This window comes from Qipengyuania sp. Mu-71, from assembly GCF_036867055.1.
Lineage (GTDB): Bacteria > Pseudomonadota > Alphaproteobacteria > Sphingomonadales > Sphingomonadaceae > Qipengyuania > Qipengyuania profunda.
In genome coordinates, this window is sequence record NZ_JBAJHR010000002.1 from 470,084 (window position 1) to 488,682 (window position 18,599).

Consider the following 18,599-nt stretch of genomic DNA (forward strand, 5'->3'; position numbering starts at 1 on the left):
TGGTGAGGGCTTGGAGGCTGTTGGTGGCAGATCTTCTGCTCGGCTACTGATTCAAGCTGTGACGGTGAATTGCCCCATCATGCCGGCGTCTTCGTGCTCGAGGATGTGGCAGTGATACATGTAAGGCAAATCCGGGTCGGTGTAGTCCTCGAACCGCAAAAGGAGCCGCACGGTCTCGCCCGGATAGACGACAACCGTGTCCTTTAGTCCCTGTTCCGCCGCATCAGGTGCCCGGCCGTTCCGGTCGAGGATACGGAACTGCACATCGTGAATGTGGAACGGATGCGCCATCATCGAGGCATTCTCGACTTGCCAGATTTCGGTGGTATCGACCCGCACTGTCTCGTCGATACGCTGCATGTCCATCGATTTGCCGTTGATTGTAAAACCGCCTCCGCGCATCATGCGCATTCCCATGCCCATATCGAGAACGAAATGGCGCGTCCGGACCGCGTCGCCTGGATCGATCTGAGGCAAGGTAGCGAGCTGGCGCGGCAATGCGATCGACCGCCTGCGGCTTGCGGCCGGCCGGATGTCCAGCACGGTAAAGCGACGCCTTTCATCCATCATGCCGCCCATCATCCCATCGCGACGCTCCCGTTCGCCCATCATACCGCCACGGCCGCCTCGGTCGCCCATCATCCAATTGTCCGTCGGCCGGTCGGAATCGCGCATGGGCCCGGGCCCTCTCATTCCCCGGCCCCTATTTCCCATGCCCATGATTTCGAGCCCGTCCGCAAGCAGCGAAACCGGCCTTCCATCGCTGACATCGACGATTACCTGCGCGCGTTCGCCGGGAGCGAGAACAACATTGTCGGTTGGCAGCGGCGCGGCGAGCAAACCGCCGTCGGTTCCGATCTGATGGAAGCTGCGGCCATCGTCGAACCCGAAACGGTAAAAGCGTGCGTTCGAGCCATTGACTAGTCGCAGCCTCAAACGATCGGACTTTGCCTCGAAGACGGGCTCGACGACGCCGTTGACCAGCATCGTGTCACCCATCATTCCCATCATGATATTATGCATGCGTGTGGAATAAACGAGGCTTCCATCGCGCGCGAAAGCGCGATCCTGTACGACCAGCGGTATATCATCGATGCCATAGTCGTTTGGAAGGTCGAGCGCCTCGCTCGCGCTGTCGCGGACGTAGATCATTCCGGCCAGACCCTGATAGACCTGTGGCCCCGAGCGGCGGTGCGCATGCGAATGATACCAGAACATCGCTGCGCGCTGTCGGACATCGAAACGCGCGGTCCAGCTCCCTCCTGGCTCGATCGGCTGATGCGGTCCGCCATCGGCTCGCGCCGGAAGATGAAAACCGTGCCAGTGGACGGTCGCCGTTTCGGACAGATCGCTCGTGACATTCATCCGCACCGTATCGCCGGCGTGCATCTCAAGTGTGGGGCCTAGATAGGGTTGGTTGATGCCGATGGTCGGCGTTTCGATCCCTTCAAAAAAATGTGAGACGCCGTGGCGCAGATTGAGATCGAAAACCCTCTCGCCGCCTTCTCGTTCCCCTGAATAAAGAGGAGGAACGAGAAGTTGCGAGCGCGCGGTTACCGAAGCAAGCGCCGCATTCCGGTCTGTCAACAGGTCGCGCCGGGCATACGCGGCTATTCCCAGTGCACCTGCGCCAAGCACTGCACCGCCAAGAATAGAACGTCTGTCGATCATAATGCTTCCCTTGCCCGGAGCGTCGTCAACCGGTTTCGGCCTGCGGTGTTCCGGATTGCATGCCTTTCATTCTGTTGCGCCAATAACCCAGCGCGATGAGCGCGAGCGTGAGAATTTGCGCCGCCACTGGCTCAAGTGCCGGTGCGATGCCCAGAATCGGTATGCGGGGCAGATTCGGAAGCGGAGTGATGCCCAACAATCCGGCTTCCTGGAGCCCCGAAATACCCTTCCCGGCCAAGACGACGGCAAGAATGCCGATCAGAACCGAACTATACGCGAAGAATGTTCCAATTGGCAGTCGGCGACTGTAGCGCAGCATCGCCCACGCAATCAGCGCTAGCAAGACGATTGCGGCGGCAGCGCCAGCAAGAATCGCGTCGGTATGGCCCTGACTCCAGAGCGCTGCGAAGAACAGGATCGTCTCGAAGACCTCCCGGTAAACCACGAGGAAGGCCAGCCCGAACAGAAACCATGCGGACCTGCGCGAGAGAGCGTGCTGCATGGTTTTCCGGATATAGCGTTGCCATTCGCCGGCCTGCGACTTGCCGTGCATCCATATGCCGACCGACAGCAGGACGAGAGCGGCAAAAAGCGATCCGAACCCCTCCACCAGCTCGCGGCCCGCACCACTCACTCCGATCAGGTAGGTCGCTGCCACCCACGTCAGGGCTCCGGCCCCAAGAGCGGAGAGCCATCCGCCATGGACGAAGGGCAGAACTTCCGTTCTCTCGGCCTTGCGCAGGAACGCGATCATCGCGATCACGATCAGCAATGCCTCTAGCCCTTCGCGCAACAGGATCGCAAAGGCTCCCAAAAATGCCGACGCTTCGCTGGCATTGGCCGGGGCGAGCACCGTCTCGGCCCGGTAGAAAAGAACGTCGAGCGCATTCACCTTCTCGGCGACGGCGGCCACCGGATCACCGCGGCTGATTGCCGCTCGAAGCTCGGCCATGCCGATTTCGACAGATGCGAGGAGATCGGCATCGCGCGTGCTTAAAACGGCCTCCAGCGGTTCGAAGCCATCGAGATAGGCCGAGAGTGCAAGTTCGCGCGCCTCGGTTTTATTACCCGCTTCGTAAGCGGCAAGACTTTGCTGCAATCGTTCGCGCGCCAGAGCGAGTGAGCCGGTCGTATCGCTCGCCACGGCTTCAGGATGAGCCCTCAAATAGGCCATGACGGCATCGGCCCGCTCGGTTCCGATCGCCTCGCCGAGGGCTGCCGGTGTGAGACCGGATAGAGCAGCGAGATCGGGAATGCGTGCCCGGATCGCCGGTTCGTCATTCCAGATACGTCTTCCCCGCTCTACCTCCGGAAATGCAATCGACCCAGAATAATAAGCAAGGCTCCAACGATCTTCCGCCGGGAGATCGGAAAAGCCCGGCATGGCGGTTCCCTCGAGACCTTGTCCAATGACCTGATAGAGCGCGAAAGCGCTCCGCTCGCGGGCTCGGGCGACGTCGTCAAAAGCGATTGGTGGGGGATCGAGTCCCTCTGCGGCGGGGCCGGCGCCGTCTCCGCTTACCCCATGACAGCTTGCGCAGCTCTGGGCGTACAGCGCGGCGCCTCGCGCAAGGTCGGGTACCGCGTCCGGGGCCAGCGGAACGGGAAAGGCCGCGATCAGCTCGCTTGCCAACCTGCGCGCGTCTCGTGCGACGACAGCAGGCTCCACTTTCGCCGAGATTGCCTCGGCAAGCGCCTCTGCATCCGCAACCAGCTGTGCACGTTGCGCATTTGCGGGTAGGGCCGCCATGCGTTCGACTACAGAAGCAGAAAATTCCTGCATTTCGGCATATTCCAGCTCGTTGGTGACTTTACCGTCTTCGACCGCTTCTATGTAATCCACCGCGATGTAGTCGAGAAGGCGCCAACTCGTTTGGACTTCGTCGTGCGTGTCTGCGGAAGCGGGCATTGCGACTGCCATCGCCAGAATAGCGATTAGCTGGCCGACAAAGGCGCGTAGCGTCATTTGGAGACGACCCTTTCGAGAGCTGAAGCATGTTGCGCGCGAAGTTCCTCGGTTGCGCGCCGGACGATGAGGTAAGCCGAATGCAGAAATATCAGCGCGATGATCGCCGCGACCAAAAGATCCGGCCAGGCTTGCCCGGTCCAGGCGACCAGCGCTGCAGCGATGATCACTCCGACATTGGCGATCGCGTCATTGCGGCTGAACAGCCAGATCGCGGACACGTGTGCGTCGCCTTCGCGAAACCGCATCAGCACAAGCGCCGCCGCAATGTTCACCACCAGTGCTGCAGCCGCGATACCGCCCATCAAACCGGCTTCCGGCGCGACCGCGTTCAGTGAGCGCCAGACTGCCAGACCGATTACTCCAAGGCCCAGTGCGCCCAGAAACAGGCCCTGTGTCAGCGCGACCCGGGCGCGCGTGCGGGCACTCCACGCAAGAGCGAGGATGCCGATGAGCGTGATCGATCCATCGCCGATGAAGTCGAGGGCGTCGGCCTTGAGCGCTTGGCTGTCCGCCAGAAACCCGCCGAAGACCTCGAAAACGCCAAAGCCCAGATTGAGCAATACGACGATCCAAAGGGCGCGGCGATAGGCCGGGTCTGCACCTGCTCTTTGCGTATCGCCTGTGCAACCGCAATCCGATGTTTCGTTTTCCAACATAAGCCAGTAGGTAACACCTCTAGCAACTGTAGGAGCAAGCCAAAATTGCGAATGGTTCGCGGTTTCGGAGCTGGAGGAGTGAGTTCATGCTTATCGGAGGTCTTTCGAAGGCGACGGGCACCAAGGTCAATACGATAAGGTTTTATGAGGATATCGGACTGATGCCCGAAGCCGCGCGTACGGCAGCGGGGCAGCGAACCTACAAAGAGCAGGACGTCGAGCGCCTTTCCTTTATTCGGCATGCTCGAAAATTGGGGTTTTCGATCGATGAAACACGCTCGCTTTTAAGCGTGAAGGCGAGACCGGATCAGAGCTGTGACGAGGCGGGTGACATCGCTTTGCGGCACCTTCGAGCCGTGGACGAGCGCATCAGTCGGCTACAAGCGCTTCGTTCCGAACTGAGAAGTGTGGTCGCGGCCTGCACGGGCGGCGAGGTTTCCGAATGCAAAATCATCGAAACGCTTTCTCGAAACCCAGCCGCCTCTTCCGCGGGTCGCTGACGCGAAAGCTATAATGGGACTATGGACACCGAACCCAGACAGCAAAAAAAGTGCTTGCACCTCCAGTCGCTGGAAGCGTTATCATCGTGATAATCCAGATTCTGATGTCGTGATCTAGGATTGGATGGCTGATTATGACGGAACTTGGGTAATTTGAATATTAATCAGCTTTCGCCTTATAAGAACGCTGCATTCATTCCATGGAATTTGGTCGAAAAAGAAACTACTCGAACAATATTCATTGTCCGGACGCTTCGTGACAATATCACATTACAGCAACCGAGAAGATTTTTGTTTCAACTTTCGTTTCACCTTGTTAGGGGCCACAGGATGTTCGATCTGAACGCCTTGATTCCCGTCAGGATTGTCGCCGCCCTTTTGGCGGTCGCAGCGCTGATGGCGTCTCCGGCGGTCGAAGCAGCGCAATGTGCGGACGAGCTGTCAGAAATAGCCTATTCGGTCCAGATGTTCGACATTGATGCGGACGAGAGCCCGCAAAACGAAAGCCCGGAGCAGCAGGAATGCGCCCACGGGCATTGCCATCACGTCGCCGCAGCACTGAAATCGAAGCTTTTAAACGACATGCCCGACCGGCTTAACATCACGGTTGGGTCGCATATGGCCGAAGAATTATTCGGCGATGCGAGCAATTTACCCAAACGCCCTCCTCGCGCCTGACGACCGTCACTGCGCTGCTTGACGCAGCGCATTTCGATTTGTCAGCAGAGAGAGTTTTGAAAAATGCCAGCCATCAAATGGCGAGGGGCCCTGATAGCAGGGCTAACCCTCGCCGCAATTGTCACGCCTGTGGCAGCGCAGGAGCGGGAGCTTCTGACGCTCGACGAGGCGTTGGGCCGGACAGGCGTGGTTGCCGAACCCGCTAACACCGAGTTAAACCCGCGCATCGTCGGCCCTCGAGCGGAAGCCGAGGCGGCGCAGGCTCTTGTCGGACAGGCGCGGTTGCGGCCCAACCCTGAAATATCGCTCGAGGTCGAGAACATCGCCGGGAGTGGGGCCTTCTCCGGGCTAAGCGCCACCGAATATACGCTTGCTGTCGGACAGCGGCTCGAACTTGGAGGTAAACGCGGCACACGCGTCGAGGCTGCCCGGGCGCAGGCACAGCTGGCGGATCTGCGGGCTGACCTTGCGGGGGCCGAACTCGGATTTCTTGTCCGTGAACGCTACGTAGCAGCGGCTGCAGCAGCCTCGCGCGTCGAACTGGCCCTCGATGTGGTTGAGCGAAACGAAGAGCTCGCCCGCATTGCCGGTCTCCTCGTAGAAGTCGGGCGCGAGCCCCCGCTCCGTGCTCTTCGGGCCGAAGCGGCCTTGGCGGAAGCGCAAGCCGAACTTCAGGCCGCCGAAGCGACAAGTCTTGCAGCCCGAACGGCCCTCGCCTCGCTATGGGGCGATCAGGGGGCGCCGCCGCTTGTTCCGAGCAGGTTCCCCGGGATCGAACCGCCCGGTGCTGTAATGGCGACAGCAAGCGGTCTGCAATTGCGAGTGGCGCGTGCGGAAAGCACCGCCGCCGCCGCCGAGATCGATCGTGAGCGCAGCCTGCGCATTCCCGATCCCGTCGTTTCCGCCGGTGTTCGACGCTTCGAGGAAAGCAATGACAGTGCCTTTCTTCTCGGTGTCTCGATCCCGCTTCCCTTCTTGAATCGTAATCAGGGCAATATCGCTGCAGCCGAAGCAAGGCTGCGCGCCGCCAATGCTCGCGAGGCTGTAGCGTTGGCCGATTTCGAGCAAGCCGTGACGCGCGCACGATCGCAATATCTTGCTGCCGAAGCGCGCGTCGAGACGCTTTCCACGACATCACTCCCCCAGGCCGAGGAGGCTCTTCGGCTCGTCCGCATCGGTTATCGCAATGGCCGTTTTCCGTTGATCGAAGTGTTGAGCGCAGCCGAAGCGCGCGATGCCATTCGCGAGGCGTTGATTGCTGCGCAAGAAGACCGGGGACAAGCTGCCGCCGAACTGATCAGGCTGGCCGCACAATGAGGAATACCAAAATGAACCGCAAAAGACTGGCGATCATCGCCGGAATTGTCATACTTGTTTCGGCCTTGATGCTGATGTTCTGGCCTGACAGCCAGGTCGACACCCACGCGGACGAAGAGGTCGCAGAGACAGAACTGCCCGAGGGGCTCGTGCTAATCGAGCAAGAGCAGATCCGCACCGCCGAGATCGAGGTCGCAGCGGTGCAAACGGGTGCCGCTGTCGAACTCGTATTTCCTGCAACGGTTGCGGCAAGTCCGACCGCCAGCGCACGCATCGATGCACGGGCTTCCGGTGTCGTGCGCAGCGTTGGCAAGACGCTTGGCGATTATGTCCGGCAGGGCGAGACCGTCGCTCGGATCGAAAGCGCCGATGCGGCTGCACTCGCTTCCCAGCTTAGTGCCGCCCGCGCCCGCGTAACCGAGCTTTCGGCGGCCTATGAACGGGAGCGCCGGCTATTCGAAGCCAACGTGACCGCACGCCAGGATCTCGAAGCGGCGCGCGCCAATCTTGACGTTGCCCGTTCCGAACTGAACCGGTCGCAGGCGGCCGTCGCCGCGGCAGGCGTGAGCGGCGATGGACGCTCGCTCGCTGTCACCAGTCCGCTTTCGGGCCGTGTGACCGCCGCTCCAATCGTGCTCGGCTCGTTCGTCGACGCCGGGGAGGAGCTTTACAGCGTGGTCAATCCCAGCGGCTTGCAGATCGAGGTTGCGCTGCCTTCCGAAGATGCTTCACGCATCCAGCCTGGCGACGAGGCTGCGTTGATCCTCGGCGATGGAAGGGAGATCGGCGCTCGCGTCCGGTCGGTAACGCCTTCGCTCGATGCCGAGAGCCGTAGCGCGACAGCGGTTCTTACCTTGACGCGCGCCGTTCCCGGTCTGCAGCCCGGATCGTTCCTTCAGGCGCGTATTCGCCCCTCGGGCGAATTGGACCAGAGCCGTATCGCGGTACCCGAAGATGCTGTGCAGGTGCTCGAAGGACGCGATGTTGTCTTCGTGCGGACACGACGCGGATTTCAGGCTCGGGAGGTCGAGATCGGCAGCCGGTCTGCCGGAATGGTGACGATCCTCTCCGGGCTCGAGCCCGGTCAGCGGATCGCGACTGCCAATGCCTTCCTGTTGAAGTCCGAGCTCGAAAAGGAGGGCGCAGAACATGGCCATTGATCAAACCACGGCATCTTCTCCCATGTCTTCGGACGAAGGTAGCCACCGTCACGGCCCGATCGGAGTCATCCTCGATGTCGCCGTTCGTTTCCGCTGGGCGATCATCGTCCTGACCGTGTTCGCAGCGATCTACGGAGCGTTCAATCTGGTGCGCCTGCCGATCGACGCGGTTCCCGACATCACCAACACGCAGGTCCAGATCAACACCAGCGCTGCCGCGCTCTCACCTTCGCAGGTCGAGACGCAGGTGACCTTCCCCATCGAAACCGGACTTGCCGGGATCGAAGGCCTGGAGATGACACGATCGATTTCGCGCAACGGCTTCAGCCAGGTCACCGCGATTTTCGAGGAGGGCACCGACCTCTACTTCGCCCGGCAGCAGGTGAACGAACGGCTCGCGCCGATTGGCGCTTCATTGCCCGAAGGAGCGGAGCCTACCATGGGGCCGATCTCCACCGGCCTTGGCGAAGTGCTGATGTATACGATCGAGTATGAGCATCCCGGTGGCAAGGGTGCGACCACTGGTGGCCGCACAGGCTGGCAGTCCGATGGCAGCTTCATCACCGAACGCGGCGACCGCCTCGAGAGTGAGGTGGCTAAGGCGGCCTATCTGCGCACTGTGCAGGATTGGGTGGTCGCGCCGTTGATGCGCTCGATCGACGGCGTGGCCGGCGTGGATTCGATTGGCGGGTTCGAAAAGCAATTCCTTGTTCAGCCCGATCCGGCACGTCTCACCGGCTATGGCCTGTCATTCGACTCACTCATCGATGCTCTAGAAGCCGCCAATCTGGCGGCAGGCGCCAATTTCGTCGATCGTGCCGACGAAGCCCTGCTTGTCCGCGTGGACGCGAGGCTGGGCAGCATTGCCGACATCGAAGAAGCCGTCATTGCGACCCGCGAGGGCGTGCCCATCCGCATCGGCGATGTGGCCGATGTGGAGATCGGCGGCGACCTGCGAACCGGTGCTGCTTCACTGAACGGTGAAGAGGCGGTGGTGGGAACCGTGTTGATGCGCGCGGGCGAGAACAGCCGGACCGTTGCGGCTGGTGCTGCCGAGAGACTTGAAGAGGTCCGCGCATCGCTTCCGGACGGAGTTGTCGCTGAGATTGTCTACAATCGTTCCTCACTAGTCGATGCGACGATCTCCACCGTCGAAAAGAACCTGCTCGAAGGCGCATTGCTCGTGATCGCCGTCCTGTTCCTCTTGCTCGGCAATATCCGCGCCGCCATAATCACCGCACTGGTCATTCCCGTTTCGATGCTGATGGCAGCGGTGGGGATGAACCGGCTTGGTGTCTCAGGTAATCTGATGAGCCTGGGCGCGCTCGACTTCGGGCTGATCGTCGATGGTGCGGTCATCATTGTCGAGAACAGCGTCGCCCGGCTTGCGGCCCGGCAACATCGCGAAGGACGCTTGCTTACCTTGGGTGAGCGGCTGACCGAAACGCGTCTCGCAGCGCAGGAAATGATCAAACCGACCGTCTACGGTCAGGCGATTATCTTCCTCGTCTTCGCGCCGCTGCTGACCTTTACCGGGGTCGAGGGCAAGACGTTCTCGCCCATGGCGATCACGATGATGCTCGCGCTGGCTTCGGCCTTCGTTCTTTCATTGACCTTCGTGCCAGCGATGATTGCGGTCCTGCTCAACAAGAAGCTGACCGAAAAGGAGGTGAAGCCCATTCGCTGGGCCAAAGAGCGCTACGGTCCCGCCGTGCGCAAGGTCATTGCGCGGCCCTGGCCGATGATTGGTGCCGGGGTTGGTCTCTTCACAGTAGCGGTTTTTGTGTTCGGCTTTCTGGGCAGCGAGTTCACCCCGCAGCTCGATGAACGCGACATCGCGGTGCAATCCTTGCGCATCCCCTCGACATCGCTCGAACGCTCGCTGGCGATGCAGCGGCGGGTCGAAGACCGGCTCGAAGAGTTTCCCCAAGTTGATCTTGTGTTCTCACGGACGGGCACGGCCGAAGTCGCCAGCGATCCAATGCCCCCCAATGCTTCGGACGCTTATGTCATCCTGAAGCCTCGCGACGAATGGCCCGATCCCGATTTGCCGAAAGATGAGCTTGTTGGTGAAATGGAAAGCGCGCTCGGAGGCCTCATCGGCAATCTCTACGAGTTCAGCCAGCCTATCGAGCTGCGCTTCAACGAGCTGATCGCCGGTGTGCGCGGCGATGTCGCGGTCAAGCTCTACGGCGATGACCTCACTGCGCTCACCGAAGCTGCGGGCGAGGTCGCGGGCGTGCTTGGAGGTGTCGAAGGCGCCGCGGACGTGAAGGTGCAGCAGGTGACCGGCTTTCCTACGCTGGACATCGCCTTCGATCGCCCGACCATCGCGCGCTATGGTCTGACCGTCGAGGAAGTGGCACAGTCGGTTGCTATCGCGCTCGGCGGGCGGCCAGCAGGACTGGTGTTCGAGGGCGATCGCCGTTTCGATGTTGTCGTGCGCCTCGAGGATGCTACGCGCGACGATTTCGACCAGCTCGGCGCGCTCCCGATCGTGCTTGAAAACGGGGTCACCGTTCCTTTGCGGACATTGGCCGATTTTCAGGTCGTCGATGGCCTTGCCGAGGTTCGGCGAGAGCAGGGCCGAAGGCTTGTGATCGTCTCGGCCAACGTACGCGAGCGCGATCTCGGCTCCTTTGTTGAGGAAGCGCAGGAAAGGGTTTCGACCGGCGTCGATATGCCGCCGGCCTCCTTCATCGAATGGGGCGGACAGTATCAGAACCTGCAGGAAGCGCAGGCGCGGCTCACCATCGTCGTCCCGATTGCCTTCGCTCTGGTTCTCCTCTTGCTGTTCATGGCTTTGGGTGGATGGGTTCCAGCGCTTGCCGTGTTCAGTGCCATTCCCATGGCCTTGGCTGGCGGGGTGTTCGCTCTGGCGCTGCGAGGCTTGCCATTCTCGGTGTCGGCAGCGGTCGGCTTTATCGCGCTTTCCGGCGTGGCGGTGCTCAACGGTCTCGTCATGATGACCGCGATCCGGCAGCGACTCGACAGCGGGATGTCACTGGATGAGGCGATTGCCGATGGCGCGCTGGCGCGACTGCGACCGGTGCTCATGACCGCGTTGGTGGCGTCGCTGGGTTTTGTGCCGATGGCGATTGCCACAGGAACAGGTGCTGAGGTGCAACGTCCCTTGGCTACGGTGGTTATCGGCGGGCTGATCACAGCCACTGCGCTCACGCTGTTCGTTTTGCCAGCGATCGCTCGCCTGGTACTCGATGATGGCAAGGAGAAGCGAAGCTGGCGCCAAAGATGGTGGGACCGCCTGCGTCGCAACGTCACGCCTGAGGAACGTAAAGAACTTCGGGATGTTACTTGAAGGGGAGGGCTAATTGAAGTTAGCTAGGTCAATTTGTCTGCCTCAGATCGCTTCGGGACTGACAAGTCTCGAAGCGATCCGGTATCGGACTCAATTGCGGGCGCGCGGAGCCTCGGCAGAACGCCCGGCTGCGATACGGGCACGGCGTGGGTGTTTTTCGCCGATGGCTTCTATGCAGAGGTGCAACCTTCGGACGGTGATCTGTCCGCTGTCGGCATCTGGCGCGATGAGGGTGAGGCCATCGCATATACCATGACCATAAGCCCTTCGAACGGCATGCGCGGCCAATGCAAGTGCGCCATCTTACGATCGAAGATTGTAGCCCGGGACGGCCCTTCACCTGCAACTATCGAGGTTTCGAGCGCATCTTTTACCGCTGTCCAGAGGACGCGCCAAAGCCGCTCGACGGTCGCGCGGAACATTCAAGAGGAGAAATCGCCATGCTCACCGCAATCGAAGATAACGGTCTGTTGCTCATCAGGGCGGACGGAACGCTTTCCGATAGCGACTATGACCGCTTCGTTCCGTTTTTCGAGCGCGTCGCGGCGCGAGTTCCTGGGACGGTTCCGATGCTTATCGAACTTGCTCCCGACTTTTCTGGCTGGGATATGGGCGGTCTCTGGCGCGACCTGAAATTCGATGCGAAGCACAAGGACAGCTTCGGCCGGATCGCGATGGTCGGCGATAGTAGTTGGGAAGAGTGGGGCACCAAGCTTTTCGATCCGCTATTCCGCGCGGAGATGAGGTTTTTCACACCTGTCGAGCGGGTTGCCGCCGAAAGCTGGGCGAGAGACGGAAGGAATGCGTCATGAGCGGCGAAGGCGAACTCAACCTCGATTCGGCCGAAAAGCGCCGCACTCTCTGGATCGTTTTCTGGCTCAATGTGGCGATTGCGATAGGGTTTTTCATCACCGGGGTAATCGGCGATTCCAACGCGCTGATTGCCAATGGGCTCGACAATTCGTCGGACGCGATTGTCTATGCATTGAGCCTGCTTGCGCTCACCCGCTCCCGGGTCTGGAAGCGCGGAGCCGCGCGTTTTTCCGGGGTCATGCTGCTTGTGTTCGCAGGCGGTGTGATTCTCGATGCCATCCGGCGCTTCATGGAGGGTTCGGATCCGATCGGCGGCGTCATGATGGTGATGGCGCTGGTTGCCGGTGCGGTGAACCTCTGGTGCCTTTACCTGCTGAAACGTTTGCAGAATAAGGATGTCAATTTACGTGCAGCCACCACGTTCAGTTTGAATGATTTCGTTTCGAACGGCGGGATTATCATAGCGGGTATCGTAGTGTTTTTCACCGGATCGAATTGGCCCGATCTCGTCGTCGGGATCGGTGTGGCCTGCATAGCGATCTACGGCGGCATCGAGATCCTGCGCGATGCGCATATGGACATCCATGAGGAAGAGGGCACAGAGCACGAGGGCTGGCGCAAGTGATCGCGGTCTGGGCAGCGGTTCTCCTCGCCGCCGTCTGGGCCGCTCATTGGGGCGCGGAACGCCTGTCCGCACCGCTCAAGAAATTACGCAAGCAATGGGGGTTCTCCGTCGCGGCGGGGGGCTCCTTTTTAGGTCTAGCCGCCGCTTCGCCAGAGATGGGCATCAATGTGACGAGCGCTGCTCGTGATGTGTCCGATATCGGCCTTGGCGCCATGCTGGGTTCGACCGTTCTGGTGATTCCGGTGATCGTGACGACCGCTTATCTGGCGACCCGTAAAGGGGCCCTTGAAGGTGCTGACAAGGAGCACAAGAAGCATCGTCGTGATCATTACGTCGCGGTCGATAAGGGGGCTCTTACCGTCCAGGCGCTGCCTTACCTGGCGATCCTCGCGGTCTTCGCTCTACTGACGCTTCCCGCCCCTTGGCGCGGGTTGCAGCCGATCGATGGATGGCTGCTGCTGATCGCGTATCTCGCCTATCTCCTTCAGGCTCTCGTTCGGGGCCGAGAGAAGGGAGAGGAGGTAGAGTGGAGTCTAAAGGAGAAATGGATGGCCATAGCGGGCGTCGGCGCCCTGGCGGTCGGGGCCTACTTCACCGTATTCTCGACCGAAAGGATCGTGAGCGCACTCGGCATCCCGAATATCGTCGGCGGTCTTTTCATCACTGCCGCCGTCGCATCGCTGCCCGAGGTGTTCACGACCTGGAGCGTCGCGCGCTCCGGTCAGGTGACCTCCGCCAGCACAAGCGTGATCGGCGACCATGTCGTGACCATGACGCTCGCCTTCATCCCGCTCACCATCATCGGAACGCCGATCGAGAATTTTCAACTCTTCTGGGTCAGTCTCGCGTTCGTCGTGCTGATGGCCGCGCTATACGCTCTCTTTCTTTCGTTGGGAGACGAAGAGAAAAGAGGCTTTGGTCGATGGCACATCTTCGCGTTCTGGGCAGCCAATGCGGCTTTTATTGCCGTAATATTCCTGTGGGTGAAGCCTTTGCAAGTCTCCGGAGGAGCCGGATGAGCAATGACAACCGAGATCAGGGTGAACGGAGCGGCCATAGCCACCGCGAAGAGGATCATGACGATCAGCCCTTGCTTATGAGGACATCTCCCCGAAAAGATTTTGATGGAGATTTGCCTGTCGCGCGGAAGAAAGTCGCAGACGAACTTCCGGCGGTACGGGGTTTGAAAAGCTAATGAGCCTTTTCGACACTATCTTTGAGACACAAAGCCGATCGCATGTTTTGCTTCTTGCGATATTCGCAAGCACCGGCTTGGTCGTAGGGACGTTGTGGGTCGAACGTGTGGGGGCGGGATTGCGCCGGTCCGATCTGTTGTATCCTGCTGCTGCGGGCGTTCTGTTTGCGACCGCTGCGCTAGCGGTTACGCCGTTCGTCCAATCGGCAGTCGACAGCTGGGCCATCCCTGTGCTCTTTTTGCTCGGTGGAGGAGCCTATGTTCTTCTGTGCAAGGCAGCCGGCTATCTCAGAGGCCGTTTCGCGGACGGCAAAAGAAAGCAGCATGATCATGACGAGGATTTGTCCAATGTTGCTGTATCGTCGATCTTCTCCATCGTCGATCTGATCGGCTATGGTTTGACCCTCGGTATTGCAGCAGCCGCTTCCGTGACTTTGGCAATAGTCACCGCGGCAGGGTTGGCCATGGCGAATGTCTTGGTCAGTCGTCAGATTGGCTCCAGGTTCATAGCCGCTAGCTCAAGCCGAATGGACCGCATCGCGCTACAGGTCGGTCTCGCTCTGGCCTTCATCGGTTCTGCGCTGTTGGCATTCTGGATGGTACACAGTGTCGATAGTTTCGGGCTGCCTTGGCTCCTCACCGTCCTTGCAGGGTTGCTCCTGGCTGCGGCGGTAAGAGCTTTGCTTCTTCATCAAGCGGCACACACAGCGGGGCACTTCAAATCGCTTCTTGTTTTTCTCGTCGGGTTCGCCCTTCTCGCACTCATTTTCGCCGGGCTTGATGAATTATCAGACGCGGTGGATCTTCCGAATTCGGGTTTGGAGCATCCCGCAGAGCGACCGGCAGTCGCGTTTAGCATTGAACCCTTCACAATGGGACGCGAGTAATGGAGCAATCCCACGGTCACGCCGGACATAGTCACGGCGAAGAAAATCTCAGCGATCGCCAGCTGATCTTTGCAGTGGCGATCAACGTTTTGCTTACAGTTGCCCAAATCATTGGCGGGATCGTCTCAGGGTCGCTCGCGCTCATAGCCGACGCCTTGCACAATTTCAGCGATGCGGCTTCGCTTGGCCTGGCCTGGTTCGCGCGCAAAATCGGGCGGCGACCCGCCGACAAACTTATGACCTTCGGTTATGCGCAAGGCGAAGTCGTCGCCGCACTCATCAACCTCACGACGCTGCTTATCATCGGCTTCTACCTGTTGGTGGAGGCAATCAACCGGTTCGCCGATCCCCAACCGGTCGAGGGATGGACCGTCATAGGCGTGGCGGGCATAGCGCTGGTCATCGATCTGGTGACTGCCTTCATCGTCTATCGCGGTTCGCATGACAGCATCAACATGAAGGCGGCCTTTCTGCACAACGTCTCCGATGCTCTCGCGTCGGTCGGTGTGATCGTTGCTGGCGCGCTGATCCTGCTATACGATCTCTACATCGCGGATCTGATCATCACCCTGATCATCGCCGGTTATGTCATCTGGCAGGGGGTGACCCTGATGCCGCGGACAGTCCGGCTCTTGATGGGCGCGGTTCCCGACGAGCTGGAGTTTGATCGGATCGTTTTGGCACTCGAAAAGTTGGATGGGATCGACGGAGTACATCATGTTCATGTTTGGTCGATCGGCGAGCATCACCGGGCGCTGGAAACGCATGTAACCCCTGAAGGCGCTTCACTTGAGCAATTCGAGAAAGTGAAGGGCCGGGCTAGGTCGATGTTGAAAGAAGAATTTCAAATTGAGCATGCGACATTCGAAGCGTGCTTTGAAACGGACTGCGAAGCCGATCTCGTTCCCGCGCATCAAACCGCACATCCGCATGAAGTTGGCGGACCCCATCAGCCTTAGATTTGTGTGCGTATTCGATGACGTCTGCAGACCACGATAATTGCTGAAAAACCGGAAACCCGGGCCGTCAAAGCTCGGCCGCAAGGTTTGGGTGCGTACGAGTGTTCGTTGAACAACCCTAACTCAGGCTTGCGAGGATTGTCGGGCTTGCCATCGGCCTGGCCCTGCTCGTGCAAAAAGGACCGCGCTGCGCAAGGTGTTAAAAGCGTTGCAGTTGCTCGGTTACAAAGGAAAACAGCCGACCGCAGGCTTACTCTTTGAAGCTCAGGTAAATTACCACATCCTTGCCTCATCGGTGTCGCAAATCCCCCGCGCTGCGCTGCACAGCTACCCGCACGAGCGCTGCCGAGAAGTTTTCCCAAAGCGTGTTTTTGCTCTTGCGAGGCAAGTGCAATAAGGTTAGGGCCCGGATTTCCACACTCGGAGAACAGGAAGTTTTTATGTATCGTACTGCCGTCTCGTCCCTCGCAATCGCTTTGTCCGCACCGGCGGTGGCACAAGAGACTACCGGGCCTGATGACGGAGAGGTGCGCGCCGAACAGATTGCAGACGAGCGCCGGGAGAACCCGGTGGATTCGATCATTGTGGTCGGCGGCCGGATCGATCCCTACCGTATCGCGGGATCGGCCGATCTTATCGACAGCGAGGATCTGCGCCGGTTCGATCACGGGGATGTAAATCGCGTTCTGCGACAGGTCCCCGGCGTCAACACGCAGGAGGAAGACGGGTTCGGCTTATTCCCGAATATCGGTCTGCGCGGCAGCCCGGTCGAGCGTTCGAGCAACATCACGCTCATGGAAGACGGCGTGCTGATCGCGCCTGCTCCCTATGCCGCGCCGGCAGCGTATTATTTCCCGGCCATCGGGCGCATGCAGGCGGTCGAAGTCACGAAAGGGGCTGCCGCCATTCGCTATGGGCCCCGTACGATCGGCGGGGCGGTCAATCTTCGGTCGACCGACATTCCGACCGACGGGCTGGCTGGCTACGCTTCCGGGCAATACGGGTCGCGCGACTATTATCAGGGACAGGCCTGGGTCGGTGGAGACACGGACTACGTCGGCGCGCTGCTTGAAACCTACCAGCAGGGCAGCGACGGCTTCAAGACGATTGATGGGCTTCCCGACGCCGACACCGGTTTCGAGCGACAGGATTACCGTGGACGCTTGGCTGTTCACACAGCACCGGACGCGCCTGTCGAGGCGCGACTGGAATTCGTCTATGGCCGATCGGACCTTGAAGCCAACGAGACGTACCTTGGACTTGCCGACACCGATTTCGCCGCGGAGCCCTATCGTCGCTATGCGGCAAGCCAGCGCGACGCTTTTTCCGGTGAGCACGATCAATATCGCGTTACCGGCAGCTTGGCATTTTCTGACGGAACGAGGATCACAGCTACGCTGTACCGGAACGACTTTGCCCGCAGCTGGTCCAAGCTCCAGGATATCGACTTCGACGGCGATGGCAGCTTCGATTCAATTAGCTCGGTTTTCGTTAATCCAGAGGACAATGCCGGGGCGCTTAGCATCTTGCGCGGGGCGGATAGCTTCGAGGGCGCGGTTCGCATACGGAACAACAACCGCGTCTATCGCAGCGAAGGCGCTCAGATTTCGCTTGAGCGCCCCTTCGAGATGGGCGGCGCGAGGCACAACCTTGCCGTATCTGTCCGCTACCACGAGGATGAGGAAGACAGGCTGCAAAACGAGGAATTCTACTCACAGATCGGGGGTGATCTCGTCTTCGAACGGCAGACCGATCTTGGTCAGCAAGCCAACCGGGAAGCGAAAGCAAAGGCGATCGCGTTCTATATCGAGGACCGGATCGAGATCGGTGCCCTGACACTGACTCCCGGCTTGAGGTATGAAGGGATTGACCTGACCCGGCTCGACTATGCCGGGTCGGACCCGGATCGCTCAAATGGGCCGACACGTGTCCGTCAGACCAATATCGATCAGTGGTTGCCAGGTCTTGGCGCCACCTACGAGTTGGGTGATGCCATATTGCTGGCAGGTGTGTCGCGCGGTTTCTCACCTCCCGGTCCAGGCAATCCTGATGCACGGGCCGAGGAAAGCTGGAACTACGAAGCCGGGGTCCGCTATCGGAGCGACAAGGTCCAGGTCTCCGCGATCGGCTTCTACAACGACTACTCGAACCTTCTGGGCAACTGCACTCAATCCGTGGGCTGCAGCGTCGGTGATATTGGCGATCAGTTCAATGGCGGCGCGGTTACGGTCAAAGGGCTGGAACTGTCGGCGGCGGTTGAACCTCGCCTTTCCAATTCGGTCTCGTTCCCGCTCTCGCTTGCCTACACGTTCACGGATGCAGAATTCGACAGCAGCTTCGACAGCGAATTTTTTGGCGACGTAAACGAAGGCGATGACCTGCCGTACATCGCGCGCCATCAGCTCTATGTCGAAGCGGGGGTAAACATGGGACGTGCGGCGGCTACCGTTGGCGCCAACTACGTTTCCGAGTTGCGCGACAATCCAGGAAGCGGAGCCGTTGCTGAAAACGAGAGGATCGATGATCGCATCGTCTTCGATATTGCGGGAAGTTACGCGCTGACTGACAAGTTCTCCCTGTTTGCGCGCGTCGACAATGTTCTCGACAATCAATACGCCGTGAGCAGGCGCCCGTTCGGTCTGCGACCAGGGGTTCCGCGGCGCATTGTGGGTGGTGCTCGGGTCAGTTTTTAAACTCCGCGTGAGGCTTTTGGCGTTGATGTTCGCGCCCCCTTCATTTTGCGTGCTTGGAGGCGAGAACTGAGATGAAAGCTGACCCTAGATCGAATGCCAGACGGGATTGGGCAGGGCGGAACTCCCCACCAAGACTGTTGCGGACGCCTGGGGGTGA

The 18,599-nt window shown here is 60.0% G+C and carries 14 protein-coding genes; 11 read left to right on the forward strand and 3 right to left on the reverse strand.

Features of this window, described 5'->3' with window-relative positions; genetic code table 11:
- Window positions 1-51: 51 nt before the first annotated feature.
- From V6B15_RS14190 to V6B15_RS14200, 3 genes are read right to left on the reverse strand one after another with little or no spacing between them, the layout of a single operon-like run.
- Window positions 52-1,671 carry a multicopper oxidase family protein gene (locus tag V6B15_RS14190; RefSeq protein WP_050600449.1) on the reverse strand — a complete coding sequence of 540 codons (1,620 nt, stop codon included), beginning with the start codon at window positions 1,669-1,671 and terminating at the stop codon, window positions 52-54.
- 25 nt (window positions 1,672-1,696) lie between these two features.
- Window positions 1,697-3,637 carry a cytochrome c/FTR1 family iron permease gene (locus V6B15_RS14195; protein ID WP_050600448.1) on the reverse strand — a complete coding sequence of 647 codons (1,941 nt, stop codon included), beginning with the start codon at window positions 3,635-3,637 and terminating at the stop codon, window positions 1,697-1,699.
- Entirely contained in the window at window positions 3,634-4,296 is a 663-nt protein-coding gene (locus tag V6B15_RS14200; protein WP_050600447.1) for a cation transporter, read from the reverse strand. Before V6B15_RS14200 ends, V6B15_RS14195 begins: the two co-directional genes overlap by 4 nt.
- A gap of 86 nt (window positions 4,297-4,382) precedes the next feature.
- Here V6B15_RS14200 and V6B15_RS14205 point away from each other — a divergent pair, with 86 nt between their 5' ends.
- The 11 genes from V6B15_RS14205 to V6B15_RS14255 all read left to right on the forward strand — a co-directional run bounded on the left by V6B15_RS14205 (window position 4,383) and on the right by V6B15_RS14255 (window position 18,442).
- On the forward strand, window positions 4,383-4,796 hold the full coding sequence (locus tag V6B15_RS14205) for a MerR family transcriptional regulator (protein ID WP_050600446.1): 414 nt from the start codon (window positions 4,383-4,385) through the stop codon (window positions 4,794-4,796).
- A 330-nt stretch (window positions 4,797-5,126) separates the two neighbouring features.
- Window positions 5,127-5,474 (forward strand): hypothetical protein, encoded by a 348-nt coding sequence (locus V6B15_RS14210; RefSeq protein ID WP_050600445.1) that lies wholly within the window; start codon window positions 5,127-5,129, stop codon window positions 5,472-5,474.
- A gap of 129 nt (window positions 5,475-5,603) precedes the next feature.
- Window positions 5,604-6,791 carry a TolC family protein gene (locus V6B15_RS14215; RefSeq protein WP_269420624.1) on the forward strand — a complete coding sequence of 396 codons (1,188 nt, stop codon included), beginning with the start codon at window positions 5,604-5,606 and terminating at the stop codon, window positions 6,789-6,791.
- A gap of 11 nt (window positions 6,792-6,802) precedes the next feature.
- Window positions 6,803-7,951 (forward strand): efflux RND transporter periplasmic adaptor subunit, encoded by a 1,149-nt coding sequence (locus tag V6B15_RS14220; protein WP_050600443.1) that lies wholly within the window; start codon window positions 6,803-6,805, stop codon window positions 7,949-7,951.
- A gap of 22 nt (window positions 7,952-7,973) precedes the next feature.
- On the forward strand, window positions 7,974-11,270 hold the full coding sequence (locus V6B15_RS14225; protein ID WP_050600442.1) for an efflux RND transporter permease subunit: 3,297 nt from the start codon (window positions 7,974-7,976) through the stop codon (window positions 11,268-11,270).
- Between the two features lie 440 nt (window positions 11,271-11,710).
- A complete protein-coding gene (locus V6B15_RS14230) occupies window positions 11,711-12,082 on the forward strand; it encodes an STAS/SEC14 domain-containing protein (RefSeq protein WP_050600441.1) in 372 nt (123 codons plus the stop codon).
- On the forward strand, window positions 12,079-12,708 hold the full coding sequence (locus V6B15_RS14235; protein ID WP_050600440.1) for a cation diffusion facilitator family transporter: 630 nt from the start codon (window positions 12,079-12,081) through the stop codon (window positions 12,706-12,708). The genes V6B15_RS14230 and V6B15_RS14235 overlap by 4 nt, the downstream gene beginning before the upstream one ends.
- Window positions 12,705-13,727 (forward strand): sodium:calcium antiporter, encoded by a 1,023-nt coding sequence (locus V6B15_RS14240; RefSeq protein WP_050600439.1) that lies wholly within the window; start codon window positions 12,705-12,707, stop codon window positions 13,725-13,727. Before V6B15_RS14235 ends, V6B15_RS14240 begins: the two co-directional genes overlap by 4 nt.
- Before the next feature lie 175 nt (window positions 13,728-13,902).
- Window positions 13,903-14,790 carry a hypothetical protein gene (locus V6B15_RS14245; protein ID WP_050600438.1) on the forward strand — a complete coding sequence of 296 codons (888 nt, stop codon included), beginning with the start codon at window positions 13,903-13,905 and terminating at the stop codon, window positions 14,788-14,790.
- A complete protein-coding gene (locus V6B15_RS14250; protein WP_050600437.1) occupies window positions 14,790-15,749 on the forward strand; it encodes a cation diffusion facilitator family transporter in 960 nt (319 codons plus the stop codon). The genes V6B15_RS14245 and V6B15_RS14250 overlap by 1 nt, the downstream gene beginning before the upstream one ends.
- Before the next feature lie 440 nt (window positions 15,750-16,189).
- Window positions 16,190-18,442, forward strand: coding sequence for a TonB-dependent receptor family protein (locus V6B15_RS14255; protein WP_050600436.1), 2,253 nt, complete (start codon window positions 16,190-16,192; stop codon window positions 18,440-18,442).
- Window positions 18,443-18,599: the final 157 nt, after the last annotated feature.